General features: G+C 37.1%; 14 protein-coding genes and 1 other annotated feature. Of the genes, 3 read left to right on the plus strand and 11 right to left on the minus strand.

The window, feature by feature from the left end; all coding sequences use genetic code 11:
• The first annotated feature begins 1 nt into the window (after position 1).
• Complete coding sequence (gene ndk / locus KQI83_RS08385; protein ID WP_216556581.1) at positions 2-430, plus strand: nucleoside-diphosphate kinase; 429 nt, start codon at positions 2-4, stop codon at positions 428-430.
• Between the two features lie 114 nt (positions 431-544).
• Here the strand turns inward: ndk and bsh are convergent, their stop codons facing one another.
• Together bsh and KQI83_RS08395 are read right to left on the minus strand one after the other, a co-directional pair.
• Positions 545-1,519, minus strand: a complete 975-nt coding sequence (bsh, locus tag KQI83_RS08390; protein ID WP_216556583.1) for a choloylglycine hydrolase — start codon at positions 1,517-1,519, stop codon at positions 545-547.
• A gap of 91 nt (positions 1,520-1,610) precedes the next feature.
• Complete coding sequence (locus tag KQI83_RS08395) at positions 1,611-3,095, minus strand: C69 family dipeptidase (RefSeq protein ID WP_216556585.1); 1,485 nt, start codon at positions 3,093-3,095, stop codon at positions 1,611-1,613.
• A 186-nt stretch (positions 3,096-3,281) separates the two neighbouring features.
• On the opposite strand from KQI83_RS08395, the gene KQI83_RS08400 reads away from it, so the two are divergent.
• A complete protein-coding gene (locus KQI83_RS08400) occupies positions 3,282-4,217 on the plus strand; it encodes a DUF6709 family protein (RefSeq protein ID WP_216556587.1) in 936 nt (311 codons plus the stop codon).
• The gene (locus tag KQI83_RS08405; RefSeq protein ID WP_216556589.1) at positions 4,211-4,468 is read left to right on the plus strand and encodes a zinc-ribbon domain-containing protein; all 258 of its coding nucleotides are present in this window, start codon (positions 4,211-4,213) and stop codon (positions 4,466-4,468) included. The genes KQI83_RS08400 and KQI83_RS08405 overlap by 7 nt, the downstream gene beginning before the upstream one ends.
• A gap of 135 nt (positions 4,469-4,603) precedes the next feature.
• Here the strand turns inward: KQI83_RS08405 and thrS are convergent, their stop codons facing one another.
• The 9 genes from thrS to KQI83_RS08450 all read right to left on the minus strand — a co-directional run bounded on the left by thrS (position 4,604) and on the right by KQI83_RS08450 (position 15,999).
• The gene (gene thrS, locus KQI83_RS08410) at positions 4,604-6,379 is read right to left on the minus strand and encodes a threonine--tRNA ligase (RefSeq protein ID WP_216556591.1); all 1,776 of its coding nucleotides are present in this window, start codon (positions 6,377-6,379) and stop codon (positions 4,604-4,606) included.
• 102 nt (positions 6,380-6,481) lie between these two features.
• Positions 6,482-6,687: a binding site (T-box leader), on the minus strand.
• 51 nt (positions 6,688-6,738) lie between these two features.
• Complete coding sequence (feoB, locus tag KQI83_RS08415) at positions 6,739-9,084, minus strand: ferrous iron transport protein B (protein WP_216556593.1); 2,346 nt, start codon at positions 9,082-9,084, stop codon at positions 6,739-6,741.
• Positions 9,085-9,284: 200 nt separating this feature from the next.
• Entirely contained in the window at positions 9,285-10,727 is a 1,443-nt protein-coding gene (locus tag KQI83_RS08420; protein ID WP_216556595.1) for a hypothetical protein, read from the minus strand.
• A 22-nt stretch (positions 10,728-10,749) separates the two neighbouring features.
• Complete coding sequence (locus tag KQI83_RS08425; protein ID WP_216556597.1) at positions 10,750-11,496, minus strand: nucleoside phosphorylase; 747 nt, start codon at positions 11,494-11,496, stop codon at positions 10,750-10,752.
• 338 nt (positions 11,497-11,834) lie between these two features.
• Positions 11,835-12,545, minus strand: coding sequence for a class I SAM-dependent methyltransferase (locus tag KQI83_RS08430; RefSeq protein WP_330622337.1), 711 nt, complete (start codon positions 12,543-12,545; stop codon positions 11,835-11,837).
• A 92-nt stretch (positions 12,546-12,637) separates the two neighbouring features.
• Entirely contained in the window at positions 12,638-12,943 is a 306-nt protein-coding gene (locus KQI83_RS08435; RefSeq protein ID WP_216556599.1) for an HIRAN domain-containing protein, read from the minus strand.
• Positions 12,944-13,018: 75 nt separating this feature from the next.
• A complete protein-coding gene (locus KQI83_RS08440) occupies positions 13,019-13,492 on the minus strand; it encodes a hypothetical protein (protein WP_216556601.1) in 474 nt (157 codons plus the stop codon).
• A gap of 187 nt (positions 13,493-13,679) precedes the next feature.
• A complete protein-coding gene (locus KQI83_RS08445; RefSeq protein WP_216556603.1) occupies positions 13,680-14,702 on the minus strand; it encodes a helix-turn-helix transcriptional regulator in 1,023 nt (340 codons plus the stop codon).
• A gap of 196 nt (positions 14,703-14,898) precedes the next feature.
• Positions 14,899-15,999: a ribonuclease III domain-containing protein gene (locus tag KQI83_RS08450; RefSeq protein WP_216556606.1), complete on the minus strand. Its 1,101-nt coding sequence runs from the start codon at positions 15,997-15,999 to the stop codon at positions 14,899-14,901.
• Positions 16,000-16,493: the final 494 nt, after the last annotated feature.

Below are 16,493 nucleotides of genomic sequence, written 5' to 3' on the forward strand. Positions count from 1 at the left end.
TATGGTAGAGAAAACATTAGCACTTGTAAAACCAGACGGGGTAGAAGCAAATCATGTAGGGGAAATTCTTGATATGTACGAAAAAGCCGGATTAAAAATCAAGGCTCTTAAAATGATTAAGATTAATAAAGAGTTTGCTCGTCAACACTATATTGACTTAAAGGATAAGCCTTTTTATCAGGAATTGGTCGATTTCATTTCCAGAAGTCCTTTGGTTGCCATGATTTTAGAGGGCGAGAACGCTGTAAATACAGTAAGACATGTAAACGGCGCAACAGATCCTACTGAAGCCGCTGAAGGAACTATCCGTTATAAATATGGTCACGGAAAAACAGATAATACTGTTCACGGTTCTGATTCTGTAGAGCATGCCAAAAGAGAAATTTCCATGTGGTTTCCGGAATTTTTGGATTCCTATTTGGATGACTAATGATAATAGAAGAATACTTTTTCTTTAACTATGAGAAACTCGCAAAGCGTGTTTCTCATAGTTTTTATAAGAATGAAATTTTCAAAAACAAACGCATCCTTTGTATAACGTATTTTAATTTAACCAATGAATTTGTTCTTCCTGAATCAAAGGATACCGCACTAATTCTTTTCCATCCAGATTTTCCCGGTGCATGTCTACTGCTGTTATCTGTTGATTTTCATAGGTTGTATAATAATAAATCCCTTTATCTGCGTTACAGCAGGAGGTATAAATGGTAATTTCATATTTTCCTTCTGCTACCTCACAACATCCTCTTTGCTGTTCCACTGAACCTAAGATATGGAAAAACTGGGAAACGCTTTCTGTCTCAGAATCTCCGGAAACAGAATTTAATTTTGTAAATGCTACTCGAGCGAAACGTGATGCTGAGGACAAATCTCCAGGCAGTCCTAATGCTCCCATTCCCCGACTATAGGTCTTTAACGAAATTTTATCTGAAAACTGATTCTCCGGTTGCTTTGGAGAAAGCTGCATATAATTATTTAACAGAAACATCTGCATTTCAAAAGGTGGATTATTGGTTAAAACACCTACGGAATTATCATATATATGCAAACCGTCTGCCATACACTCTACGGTAATTGCCTCATCCTTATCTGCAATCATCCAATGCAACTGTGCTGCCGGCAACTGTTGGCTAAAAGGTGTCCCTACCAGATTCATTTTTTCTAAAAGTTCCCGTACTTCTTTCATGGAAGCGCACTGTCCCAATATCCATGGAATAAATTCATACTGGGCTACATTTTCTCTTCCCTCTTCCACCTCCTGATACACCGCATTTCCCACAAAGTTAAGTCCTGCCATGCCAATACCTTTTTCATTAATGGCATCGTAATAAAGGGGATAATTTCCTGCTACATGTGCCATACCGATAATGGCATAATGTGTATCAATTTTTCCCATATGCCGAAAATCAAAAGGATAATTTCGAGGTGTGACGGTGACTTCATCTCCATAAGAAAATTCATAATCTAAGGTTCTTCCCATATAAAAATCTTTTGTTTTATAAGTTGCTGCTGTACACATATGCATTCCTTCCTTTCCTTTTGATATTTTTATTATATCCTGTCAAGCCATTCTATACTCTTCTCTTTAAACTAACCACTCTTCCATCTTACTATGCATCTGATCTGGAATATGCATTTTTCATCTGGTCGCTTAACTCAAAAAGTACTTTATCTAAGGTATCTAATGCTTTTTTCTTCAGCATATCTGCGATTTCCTGATTTGCCTTCTTTTTTAATTCCATTTGCTTGTTCTTATCGGTTTCTTTTTCCAAAAGTGCGTCATATCGGTTAATGACTTCATGTCCTTTGGACATCACATACTCCTGATAACGTTCAATGTGAAATACGGACTTTCGATAAGATGCATCTGCCATAGCTGCAATCATACGACTTGCCCAATAAAAATTGTCGGTAGATACCTGACCTGTTGTATTGGAAAGATACTCCGGTACTTCCTCTACATCTGCGTAAAATGGCACTAATACATTAAATGCATTGGAGGCAAACGCAACCCACTCAACGGTGTTATAATTCTGTTCCAAGTCCGGTCTCATCTGGATAACAGATAAAAAGTCATTTCGATTAATGCCGATGGAACGATAGGCGCCCCGCAAAGACTTATCTCCGTATGAAGCATATGGATCATATGGGGTTCCCTGATAATGAGAAGATAAGACATATTTTACATCTTCTACTGTCACTTTCTTTTCCGGTACCATGCACCATGGCAAATCATCGGAACATGGTGTATAGTCTGCTGTTTCACCATCCCATACTTTTGTATGAGGATTCAGGTAACGCTCCATAAACCATGCACGAGGTGTATTGTATACATGATCTGCGTCATCATGACTTCCAAAAGCATCTCGTGGATTTAAAACACCATCTAATGACAAATCCAAGTGATATTTTTCAATAAACTCACGCATATCTTTTGAGCACATATACTCTTTTTGCTCTGAAAGCGCATCTTCCAGGTCAAACTTATCGATTCCTAACTGGTTTGGCATAACCACATACACATCATCCGGAACCTTTCTGGCAATCCAATGATGTCCACCAATGGTCTCTAACCACCAGATTTCGTTTACGTCCTGAAATGCGATTCCGTTCATTTCATATGTACCATACTTCTCCAACAAATTTCCTAATCTCTGTACCCCTTCTCTGGCACTTCGGATATATGGAAGTACAATATAAACAATATCTTCTTCTCCGATTCCTCCAGCAATTTCCTCTTTTCCCTCTTCTGCCGACTGATATACCACCAATGGGTCTGCCCCTAATACGCGGGGATTGGAGGTAATTGTCTCTGTTGCTGTCATGGCAACATGTGCTTCATTCACACCACTTGCAGCCCAGATGCCTTCTCCTTTTACCGCATTTGGCATTGCCGTATATCGCATTGGATTATCAGGAAGTTCTATCTCTACATGAGAAAGAACGGATTTATATTTTTTCGGCTGTTCCTCCGGAGAAACTACCACCATTTTCTTCGGAGTAAAATGTCCGGAACCGGAATCATCATTTCTCGCAATCATCGTAGAGCCATCATAAGATGCATTTTTTCCAACAAGTATTGTAGTACAAGCCATATCTATTTCTCCTTTCGTATACTTTCTTCTTTTTGTATTCTTTTCAAATAGTAACATATTTTTACATTTTTCTCTAGTCGTAATAGTAATGGTAATGGATAAATCTTCCAAAAATTTCTTGCATAATTTCAATACTTGTGTCATGATAGAACAGATTGAGAAAAATTATACGGGAGAAAAATGAAAATGGAAGAATTTAAAAAAAATTTATTAAAAATTTGTGGAAAAAACATCGTTGCTCCAATTATTTTCTTGGGAATAGGTGTACTTTTCCTTGTTATCGGCCTCATACCGGAATGGACCACTTATAAGTCATTTGATCCACAGTCCGATGGCTATGCAACGCTGGATGTTACTTATGTTATGGGACCGTTTGCAGAACTTGTCAATGATAACAAATCAGACACCGAATTTTATATCGCAGAAGATTCTGATGGCTATTGGAACATTATTGCTACCAAAAAGGGAACTTCTTTGCCGGTTTATGGGGTAGATGTCCAGGATGATGACCTCAACACTTTAACCGGTCAGACTATCCGTGGTGAAAGTACCCTCATACCTTATGAGGCTTCACGCTATCTGGTAGACTATCTTTCTGATGCCGGATTGGATATCACCACCTCAAATTACAGCGAATATTTTGGAGATTACTACTTAGACACCACACATCCTGCCAACGAAAACAGTATTTATTTATATATTGTTGCTGCTGCATTTGCTTTTATCAGTATCCTCATCTTCACAACAGGCAACAACAAAAAGAAAGCTGTAAAGAAAAAAATTTCTACTTTAGAACAAACCGGTGAGTTTCAGCAGATTTATTCTGACTTTTCAGTCAGTCCGTCTATTTTTTCATCTAATATGAAACTTGCTGTTTCGAATCATTTCATATTGGATTTTAATGATAAAAAAGACGGTTTTTCCGTTATGCCTTTAAATACTATTACCAATGTATTTAAATGTAATATGGTAAATGGGGAGCCGACAACCGATACCTATATTGCCTTAGAAACTGCAGATGGAACACGTTCGCTGCTTTCTGCTCGTAAAAACAAAGATTTGGATAAGATAATTGCACAGTTAAAAGCAAATATTAATCAAGGAGGTATTACAACATGGTAATTGTATATGGAACAAGAACTCTATTTAAACGCGAAGGCATTGTTGACACATTTGTTTGTCCTAACTGCCAGCATAATGTTATGCACACTCTTTGCAGACAGTTAAATCAGGCAACACTTTTCTATATTCCTATCTTCAGTCACCAGCAGCAACGCGGCATTATGTGTGAAAGCTGTGGCATGATTACACCACTTAATGCCAAGGAATATAAGGAACGAAAAAAAGATGCTAAAATGCTCCAGAAAAACTAAAGTAAGCATTTTTTATACAATAGGATGCAATTTTCTATTGCAAAAAGAACTCGGAGTCCTCATAAAAGGGGCATCCGAGTTCTTTTTGATTTACGCGAGTTTCTCATAGTTATTTAACTTTCGCTACTTTCATTCCTATTTTGCTGCTGCCGGATTAATCTTTTTGGTCTTAATATCGTCCTGAAGCATTGCAAGGAACTCTTCCATGGAAACGGTAGTTGTCTTCTGTTCTCCATGTAATCTGTAACTTACAGTTCTGTCGTTCATTTCGTTCTTACCAAGTACTAACAGATAAGGAACCTTTGCCATCTGTGCTTCTCTCAAACGATAGCCAAGTTTTTCATTTCTTTCGTCAATTTCAACACGAATTCCATTTTCTTCTAAGTAAGAATATACTTCGTGAGAATAAGCATTTAATTCCTCATCTTCGTTCTTTACCGGAAGAATGGTTGTCTGAACTGGTGCAAGCCAAAGTGGAAGATTTCCCTTTGTTTCCTCCAAAATGTATGCCATGAAACGGTCTAAGGAACCAAGAATTGCTCTGTGAAGAACTACCGGTGTCTTCTTTGTTCCATCACTGTCAATATATGTCAGGTTGAATTTTGCAGGTAAGCAGAAGTCTAACTGACAGGTGGAAAGTGTATATTCATTACCGATTGCAGGTTTTACATTTACATCAAGTTTTGGTCCGTAGAATGCTGCTTCACCGATTTCCTCTGTGTATTCGATTCCGATGTCATCCAAAACTTTTCTTAATGCATTTTCTGCATTGTTCCACATCTCATCATCATCATGGTATTTTACCTTATCTTCCGGATCTCTTAAGGAGAGTACGCAACGATAATCTGTGATATTAAAGTCTTTATATGTTTCAAAAATAAGCTCTACTACTTTGGAAAATTCAGATTCAATCTGTTCCGGTGTAACGAATAAATGGGCATCGTTCTGGCAGAAATGTCTTCCTCTTTCAATACCCTTTAATGTACCACTTGCTTCAAAACGGAAGTCGTGTGCAATTTCACCGATACGAATTGGCAAATCCTTGTAGGAATGCATTCTGTTTGCATAAATCATCATATGGTGCGGGCAGTTCATAGGACGAAGTACAAAGGATTCTCCCTCTACTTCCATTGCAGGGAACATATTGTCCTTATAGTGATCCCAGTGACCGGATGTCTTGTACAGATTTACCGTACCAACACATGGCGTCATTACATGGAAATAACCACGTTTTCTTTCTTTTTCCTTGATATAGTTCTCAAGTTCCTGCCATACGGTATATCCTTTAGGAAGGAACATCGGAAGTCCACGTCCAACTAAATCATCAGACATAAATAACTGCATTTCTTTTCCGATTTTTCTATGGTCACGCTCTTTTGCTTCTTCTAAAAGTTTTAAATGATCTTCTAATTCTTCTGCTGTTGGGAAACATACACCATAGATTCTTTGCATTACATGGTTATTAGCATCGCCCTTCCAGTATACACCGGAATGTTTTACTAATTTAAAATATTTACAAAGCTTTGTGTTATCTACATGAGGTCCGCGACAAAGGTCTGTAAAATCTCCCTGATCATATACAGAAATATTTCCATCTTCTAAGTTGCTGATTAAATCTAATTTGTATTCATCATCCTTGAATAATTCCAATGCTTCTGCCTTGGAAATCTCACGTCTGTAAATTTTCTTTCCTTCTTTACAAACCTTTTTCATCTCTTTTTCGATAGCGGCAATTGCTTCGTCATTAATTACGGCATCTCCAAGATCCATATCATAATAAAAACCTTCCTTTACCACAGGTCCAACCCAGAACTTTGCATTTGGGTATAAGTGTTTTACAGCCTGTGCCATGACATGTGCGCAGGAATGGTTCAAAGTATTCAGTCTTTCATCTGCTTTAAAATCTACCATTTTTGTATCTCCTTTCATATTAAAGGTGTCTCAGAACTTACCAGCCTAATGTTTATAAAATACTTATAATATAAAAACCCCTTATACAAACAGTTTGCTTGTATAAGGGGCGAATATACTAACTATCCGCGGTTCCACCCTACTTATTTCCATGGGGAAATCACTCTTTTGATGATAACGGAATCACCGGACCGGATTAGGGCCGCTCAGAGGTGGTCTTCCTGAAGTTCTTATTCTAAGATACTCACACCAATTGTATCTCTCTCTGGAGAACATCTCTTCAGTACTCTTCTCTTCAACACGCTTGTTTTATTGTATTTCAAAATCTCGCAACTGTCAAGTCCCAGCTTGGCATATTTTTATACCATTCCCAGTACAAGTCCGATAACCCGAACTACCAAAGCTGCCACCCACGCAATAACGCATTGCCATAAGACTACTGCAACTGCCCACTTTCCACCAAGTTCACGCTTTACAGACGCAATGGCAGCAACACAAGGAGTATAGAGCAAACTAAATACTAATAAAGATGCTGCTCCCAGTGGAGAAAGTACCGTTGCGATACCACCACCAAATAAAACTTCCAGCGTGGAAACAACACTTTCTTTTGCCATAAATCCACTAATCAGTGATGTACAAATACGCCAATCTCCCAATCCTAATGGTGCAAATATCGGAACCAACAGACTAGAAACTGCTGCAAGAATACTGTCTGCTGAATCTTTTACCATGTTCAGATGCAGGTCAAAGCTCTGAAAGAACCAAACTACAATGGTTGCTATCAGAATTACCGAAAATGCTTTTTGTAAAAAGTCTTTTGCTTTTTCCCAAAGTAACTGTGCAACATTTTTTGCTCCCGGCAAACGATAATTCGGCAATTCCATAACAAACGGAACCGGTTCTCCCTTAAATAATGTTCCCTTGTACAAAAAGGCTACCAAGATTCCAACAACGATTCCCAATAAGTAAAGTCCTGCCATAATGAATCCACCACGCTTCGGGAAAAATACACTAACAAAGAATGCATATATCGGAAGCTTTGCGGTACAACTCATAAACGGAGTTAATAAAATGGTCATTTTACGGTCACGCTCGCTGGTAAGGGTTCTGGTTGCCATAACTGCCGGAACGGTACACCCAAATCCAATCAACATCGGAACAATACTTCGTCCGGAAAGTCCGATTTTTCGTAGTAATTTATCCATTACGAATGCAACACGAGCAATATATCCACTGTCTTCCATAAGTGACAGGAAAAAGAACAAGGTTACAATAATCGGTAAAAAGCTAAGGACACTTCCTACTCCGGTAAAAATACCATCAATTACAAGGCTGTGTACTGCGCTATTGACATTTGCCGCTGTTAATGCCTTATCGGTTATCTCTGATAACTTGTCAATTCCCAATTCTAAAACGCCTTGCATCCACGCTCCTATTACATTAAAGGTCAGATAAAATACCAATACCATAATTCCGATAAAGCATGGAATTGCCGTATATTTTCCAGTAAGTACCTTATCAATCTTCTCGCTACGGACACGTTCTCTGCTTTCTTTTGGCTTTACAACAGTCTGTTCACACAAACGCTCAATAAAATCAAAACGCATATCTGCAATGGCTGCACTTCTGTCTAACTCTCGCTCTGATTCCATCTGTTGCACAATATGTTCTAACATTTCCATCTCATTTTGATCCAGTTTTAACTGCTTCAAAATCAAATGGTCGCCCTCTATCACCTTTGTAGCTGCAAAACGAACCGGAATTTTTGCCTTTTCTGCATGATCTTCAATCAAATGAATGACTGCATGAATGCAACGATGTACTGCACCATTATGATCTTGCTTATCACAAAAGTCCTGTCTCAATGGACATTCCTGATATTTTGCAATATGTAATGCATGACGTACTAATTCATCTACACCTTCATTTTTTGCCGCAGAAATTGGAATTACCGGAACTCCCAGCAATGCCTCCATGGCATTTACATCAATTGCTCCCTGGTTTCCAATTACTTCATCCATCATGTTTAACGCCACTACCATAGGAATATCCATTTCCATCAGCTGCATGGTAAGATATAAGTTTCGCTCGATGTTGGTGGCATCTACAATATTAATAATGGCTTTTGGTTTCTCGTTTAACACAAAGTTTCTTGAAACAATTTCTTCGCTACTGTATGGAGACATAGAATAAATTCCAGGTAAATCCGTAACATTGGTATTTGGATAGCCCTTAATCGTTCCATCCTTACGATCTACGGTTACACCCGGAAAATTTCCAACATGCTGGTTTGCTCCTGTCAACTGGTTGAACAAGGTTGTCTTACCACAGTTCTGATTTCCTACCAGCGCATACGTCAATGTTGTTCCTTCCGGCAACGGATTTTCATTTTCTTTGGAATGATACTTTCCTTCTTCTCCTAATCCCGGATGTGCTGAATTTTTGATATACTCACTTCCCTGATGGCTCCGGCTTCGCTGATGAATCGGTTCTATTTCAATTTGATCTGCTTCTGCTAATCTAAGAGTCAGCTCATACCCATGAATCTGAAGCTCCATCGGATCTCCCATAGGTGCAAGTTTCACCACTGTTACCTCTGCCCCCGGAATCATTCCCATATCTAAAAAGTGTTGTCGTAATGCTCCTTCGCCACCCACTTTTTTTATAGCTGCACTTTTTCCGATTTCCAGTTCTTTTAACGTCATACTAAATATTCTTCCTTTTCTCTTTGCTTTTTCATTGGTGATTGCAGTACTTACCTCTGCAACGATTTTTTTACATTTTCTCCTATTTTACCACATTTTTTTATTTTGTATATTACTATATTGGAAATGAACCAAATCTACATTTTATTTTCAAAAAAATCCTGTCACCCCTACCACACTAGACACTTGTTACACTGTTCCTATTGTCTAAAGCTGTAATTCTGCTTTACCCATTTAATTTGTACAGAAAGATTTGCTTCATCATCCTTTGGTTGATTATCTATGGTATTTACTACTTTACGAAACTTCTTTTCTAATTCATCATGATGAGGCTCGTCATAATTTATCTTCTTATTCTTATTTCGGTTAGTAGAAATAACTGCTGCAATTCCCCCTGTGGGTACAACGCCTAATCTTGCCAATTCCATCTTAGAACAATGATGTGGCACATGCATAAAATCTATGTTTCTCTTTAATATATCCGGCATAGATTGATATGGCACATCTCCTGCCAACAATACATCTCCCAAGTTATTATTTTTGTCATATATTTGTATAATAAGACCTTCCCTGTTTTTTCTATTAATTCTAGTTGTGGTATTTCCATCTCCCAGCCATAGTTTCATTTCTGCATTTTTTCTGCAAGGAATCGTTGCAATCAATTTGTTCGTCTGTTCTCTGTCCACAAGACATAAATTGCCCAATACCCATAAATAATGTGCCAGTCGAATGGCATTTGTAGATGCTTTTTTGTCCTTACCGGATACCAAGTGAGGAGCTATCCACTTTTTACAAAATATATTCTGTTTTGCATATGCGCAGCCTATGATATGATCTAAATCCCAATGGGACAAAATTACACAACTTGGTCTTAACTGCCGTATTGACCTGACTGCTTTCAAATATTTAGAATTATTATAACTGGGAAATGAACGGTAATTATATCCTATATCATACAAAATCCTATGTTTTGCACCTCTTATATAATCTGCATTTCCATGTCCGATATTATAAATATCAATGGTATTGGGGAAATCCTTACTCCATGCATCATCTAATATTTTTTGAATTTCTTTACTGTCGGTTTTGGGGAATTTGTACGGATCATATGTATTATTTATTTTATCTAATACTTCTTTTTTCATTGCTTTATTCTGAAATACCAGTAATTTTCCTTCTATACAATTGATAGGACTTGCACTGGTTTCCAATGTCCCTTGTAATAAAATTCCTTCTTCGACAACTGTTTCTTCATTATTTATAAATTTTGCTTCGTGCCAGCTTTCTTCCAAAGCATAGATACTTTTTAATTTATTTTCTCTGATTGGTACGATAAAACTAACAAAATATGGTCTATACCTATTTAAAAGTTCCTCTCTTCCTTCTACTCTGAAAGTCTCTATATCATACGATAATATCTCGTCTGAGAGTATGGACATGCGTACATATTGTGTGCCACTTCCTTCTATCTCTTCTAATGTATTTTGCTCCACATTTATGTAAATATTTGCTCCGTTTTTAATGTTGTCAAAAATAGTATGACATTTTTTCCTGTGAGAAGCGAGTTCTTTTCCATAGGTTTTCTCGTATTTTCTAGTTTGGAAAGGCATGGTTCTGTATATTTGTTCTGGTTGTATTTTCATATGTTGGTTTCCTTTTGTTTATCTAAATTCTCTTTGCTATCTCAATTGCAATATATAATTTATCCATGTTATGGTTTGCATTTGCAAGCCCTGAAACATCATAAACTGCTTGGTCAAGTATATCACCCGTAACAAGAAAATCATATAAATCCCAGCCATAAAAATCACATACCGCCTGTACTCCTGCTAGTTCCATTTCGACAGCAATACAGCCTTCTGCCTTTCTTGCTTCCATCTTGGCTTTTGTTTCTCGATATATTGCATCCGTTGTCCAAACCTTCCCCTCCACACTTGGAAGGTTTAATTCATTCAATATTGTTTTCACAATTTCTGAATTCTTGATTTTTATATAATCTGCCGGTGCAGCGTAATGATAGCTCAAGCCTTCGTCTCGATAACTTTCTGTTGGAATAACAAACTTTCCCTTTGTCGCATTGCTATCCAAAGAACCTGCTGAACCAAACATAATAAATTTACTTGCACCTGTAAGCCAATTTACATCAATCACGTCATTTCCAGCCAATGCCGAACCAATATGGCTTAAATACCCTGCAATTTTCATTCCATCTATTTCAAAAACATATACCGTGGTAATTCCATTGCAACATCTTATAAATCCTGCTTCCTCATGCACATATGTTTCAAGCATATATGCAAATATCTTCTCGGAAAACACAATAATGCACTTATCACATAAATGCTTTTGCTCTCCATAAAAATCTTTTGGTCCAAATAAAACCTCTGATTTTTCAAATGCATCTGTTATCATTTTAATCAACCTCCTTATTACTCTAATGCAGTTTTTACATAATCAACCAATGTCATCTTTTCATTAAATTTCCTATTGAAAAAAATCGCACCAAACATTCAGCGTCTAGTGCGATAATTCCAAATTAAGATGCAATATATATTAAACACATCACTTACATTCTGGTTATATGCACTAGACCAAAAGACCTATCGACCATAAACTAATGCACTAACCTTGCCAAGTTTATAGCTGAGTACGTCTATAATACATGTACATATAACGTCTTAAATGTAAGTTCTGATTCATTTGCATGCTCTCCTTGTAATTTTGTCAATTAGCATACCACCTATAATTTCTCATGTCAATGAAATCTTTTCAATCATCAGATGATGAAAAAATGCAATATCCTTATATCCATCCATATCAGACACACGCATCTCAATCTCCACCATTTTATCCTGCCAATCCACATCCTTGTGAATCTCTTGATTCTGCTGCATATCCCAAAATGTTCTCATACCAAGCGTCTTCGTAATTGTAAGTTCCGGACACCATTTTTCGATATCAGAATCTTCATAGTAATGAATCGCTCCATACTTAGAAGTCATTCCATCATTACCATTAAGTAAGCTATTCGCGTGTTCAAAATCATTTAGAAGCACAACCATCTGCATAACTCTTCCTGCTCGATTATGTTTCATAATAGAAATCTTTCCATTTATCTTCAGAATCCGCGCAAACTCCTTAACAATATCTTCTCTATCCTTTGCATACTCTAAAACATTGTGGCAAATAATCATGTCAAATGTCTCATCCGCAAATTTGCGCAATTCATCTGTACTTCCGACAATTTGCGTATACTGATTATCTGACCATCTTTCCTTTACACTTTCTTCATCCGGTTCAATAGCTGTTACATCGTTATTTTCTGCCAGATAATTTGCTGTTACTCCAATACCACTACCAAAATCAAGTATCTTCTTGTCATGAATATCCCCTAATTGTCTCCATGCAATTCTTTTCATCAAACATTCCCATGGTTGTAAATCTGTCACTTTTCTACGCACTATACTCTCTCCATTTCATCTTGTATTTTCACAAATCCATACTTCTCATAATGGTTGTCCCATAACTGTTGCTTCTACCGCAATACGCTTACCTATTCTATACCATTATCAACAATCTTGCAAATCGCTCCACCACCAATTACAAACTCAATCTTTCCCTTAGCTTTGTTTCCAAGCCTATCATATAGCCTGCCGGCACTCATTGACTCTCCCTTTACCGTATATGGACTATTTGCCACATATCCAACTTTGCCAAGACCCTTTATCTTAACCTGTATTGCCTCTTTGTCATACTCATTGTCTGGCTCCTTTACCAATTTCACCTTCATTCCTTTTTCCATAAATCTATTACCAAAATAATAATTGCATCCTGTTATTGTAAAATACATCTCGTCCATAATTACTTCCTCCTTTTTCAATCAAACAATTTATGACATAATAAATAGCATCGTAATCCTCTGTATCCCTTTTCTCTACCACTCCTCCCCAAATTCATCCATTGCATCATCTACGCCCTCTGCATAATCACTGTCGTTATCGTATCTATCATAATCATAGTCCCCATCCATATAGATATCATCATATCCATCATCATAAGAATTATATGTGTTGTTTTTCTTGGAATTGCTTGTTCCATAATCATTTTCCTTTGCAGTGTCACTATAACTATTCGTCGTACTACTAAAACTTTCTGACGAACTGCTACTTGGTGAACTAACCGTTGATGACTGACTTTCAGAAAATGTTCCGCTATATGTGGAAGATTTCCTCTCATACGGCTTATGGAGATAGCAATAACTGCTTCCTGATTCCTGCTTTCTATCACATCCACCCTTGATACATTTAGGTTCTGATTCAAATGCTCCTGAAATCAATCCGATAAAATAAAATACACCTATCACCACAAGAACTAATACAAATTTTTCACCTGCTGAATTCTTTTCCATATAAATCGCCCTCCTTATCACTACTACTTAGCCACTGTTATAATCATCCAGATTAAAATCCTACATCGATTATTTCAAATTCAAAAAATAGAGCCATCTTAAGAAGTTCTGTTGCTTCTTAGGATGACTCTATTATGCCAAAGTACGAGTCCATAAATTCCGACTCGTACATCGAATATTTGTTCTGTTATTTTTCATATTGTTGAGATAATCTCCGTATTTCTTTTTTTACTTCTTCCACCAGGCTCTCCGGACCTATAATCTTTGCACCATCTCCCAATGCCATAATCCAATGAATGAAATGACTGCTTGCTGCAACTTTTACAACTACTCTGAAATGTTCGTCATCTACTTTGAGCATTCGTACATCTTTACCAAAGCGGTCAATCATAACTCCCGCTAATTCATTTACGCACAAGATTTCTACATTCTGCTCTTCTCCATCAAACATGTTGAACATCTTCTTTGCATAAGCAGCCATATCTACTTCCTTGAATTTATTTCTGCCCTCACGTCTTGTGGATTCCACTTTGATTTTGAGCATCTTATCCACGCGGTAATGCTTGATTCTATCCGCTCCGGAATCGTAACCTACCAGGTAATAATTCTCATCGTCCCATGACAATCCCCATGGACTAATAATATACCTTTCTCCATTCTTGCGCAGTTCCGGCTCCTTCTTACTATTCCATTGAAAATACTGAAAGGAAATTTTAAGATTCTGGGAAATCGCATTATGAATGGCATCTACGTTTTCCATGATATCTTTATTCATTGTCTTTACACGACCAGATACATAAACCTGACGCTGTAGCATGGAAGCTTCCTGCTTACTTGCCAAGTGTTCTATCTTCTTAATAAGTTCGTTGGATTTTTCTTCTGTAATAAACTTCGCTGACGCAGCAGAATCCACCAAAAGTTTCAACTCTGCCAGTTCAAACTCACGGTTAATCACCTGATAATGATAGGTTTTTCCATATTGTGTCTTCTTTATCTTAATTCCAAAATCATCTAATTGGGCAATATCATCATACAAGCTCTTTCGTTCTGCTGTCACATTATTTGCAGCTAATTTGTCGATAATTTCCTGCAAAGTAATATCATGATTAGCATCCGTATTATCTAATAAAATCTTTGCTAAATACAGTATCTTAAGTTTCTGATTACTCCTCGGACCACGTCTTTGCTTTTCAACTCGTTCACCAGACATAAAAACACCTCCAGTATTTTGATATCTTGATTATACCAAAAATACTGAAGGTAGAGTAGTCTTTAATGTCAGTAGCACTTTGTGTTGATTAAGAAAACTTCTAGCTCCACTGTATCACCCCTATGGCTTTTGGGTATGATAACAAATTACAAATCTCTGATCATAATCATAGACTGCATTCTTCTCAATAGGTTTATTACTCTTCTTCGTAGTTATCTAACACGTACTGTAACATCTCCAATGCAACCTCTTTCTTAGCCCGTTTCTTTGATGATGATTCAGTATCAAATATCGCATCCATTTCGTCAATATGACATTCAGCATGCCAAATAGGATTTCCATCTTCATCATGTGATTCCGTATATTCATACTTTGGAATACTGAAATATCCGCGACGAGCAAGTATCTCAAGCTGATTTATTGCCATTTCAATAGATGGCTCATCTATTTCATCACGAATCGTAAATAATAAATCATGCTCTACCAAATAATCATATGCAGCCTTGCAAGCTATCTTACGAGCTTCATTTTTAGATAATCCATAAGCTTTAAATCTCGGAAGATCGTTTCTTATGGACATTTCACATGAATGATTAGCATTCGCAGGATAATACCGACCTTGCGGGACAACCTCGATTACTTCGGAGTTACTTTGAATATATAAGCTATAGTGTTCATTCTTATACCTGAAATAAGGAATACATCCAAAAGATTCATCCCACATGTATATTAGCCTTACATAGTCCACTTCTTCTCCATTATCTACAATCGAATCTGGTCGAAGCATTATCTCTGCCACATTTTGTATAATATCATAATCATAATTGCTATCGAGAGCAACGGCGCCAAGTATCGCTTCAAACAAATCCTCTTTAACAGATGGTTGCTCCACCATATTTTGCTCTATATCGCCCTTACCCATGATAAGAAACTCTGTAAAGCCCAGTTCATCAATACGCATTGCAAGCGTCTTTTTTTCTACCAGCTTTTGTTTAATTCTAGTAAGCTCGCCTTCGGTCTTTTCACTATGAAACTCTTTTGGTTCTTGTGGCACTCTGAATCCTGCCGGAATCTTGTCCTGAACATGAAGATCATTTCCATACTTCGTAGTTAGATATCGCATAACGGCTGCACTTAGAACTGTGTCGCCAACAAACTCTAAAACCTCATTGTTCTCACCACCGTTCTCAGAAGAATATGATTTTCTTACAAATGCCTGCCTTAACAACAATGAGTTCTTAAACTCATATCCAATTTGATTCTGCACCACTGTTTCAAAATACTTTTTCTTGTCCATAAAATAAAAAACTCCTTTCAACAATTAAATGTGAAAGGGGCATAATAATCTAACACAAAATAGACTACTCGTGAGATAGTAATCGTCTGTATCAGACATGGATCTTAAATTTTCTTCTCTATTTTCATGTATTTACTAAAGCACACTTGCATATACAGAAATAAATCGCGTACAAATAGAACACAAAATTTAAAAAGCATCACGCCCCAATTTTCAGTTACATGGTTATTTTATCACAAACACAGAAACTCTACCACACATTTTATTTTCATACAAAGTAATTCTCCACTTCTGGTCCAATGGACCAAAAGTTAAAATCCTCTCCAATCGTTCCTCATAAGTTGACTGCAGGGATCCGTGGCTGTGCAAAAGGGCACAAGAAAGTGTCTTCGACACTCTCAACTCCCCTGCCCCTCAATCATGAGGGGAAAGGGGTTTTCCTTTGTCTTTCTTTATTGTAAAATTCTATTATGAATATATTACAATCCATCTTT

This window comes from Roseburia sp. MSJ-14, from assembly GCF_018918225.1.
In the GTDB taxonomy this organism is placed as follows: domain Bacteria; phylum Bacillota; class Clostridia; order Lachnospirales; family Lachnospiraceae; genus Petralouisia.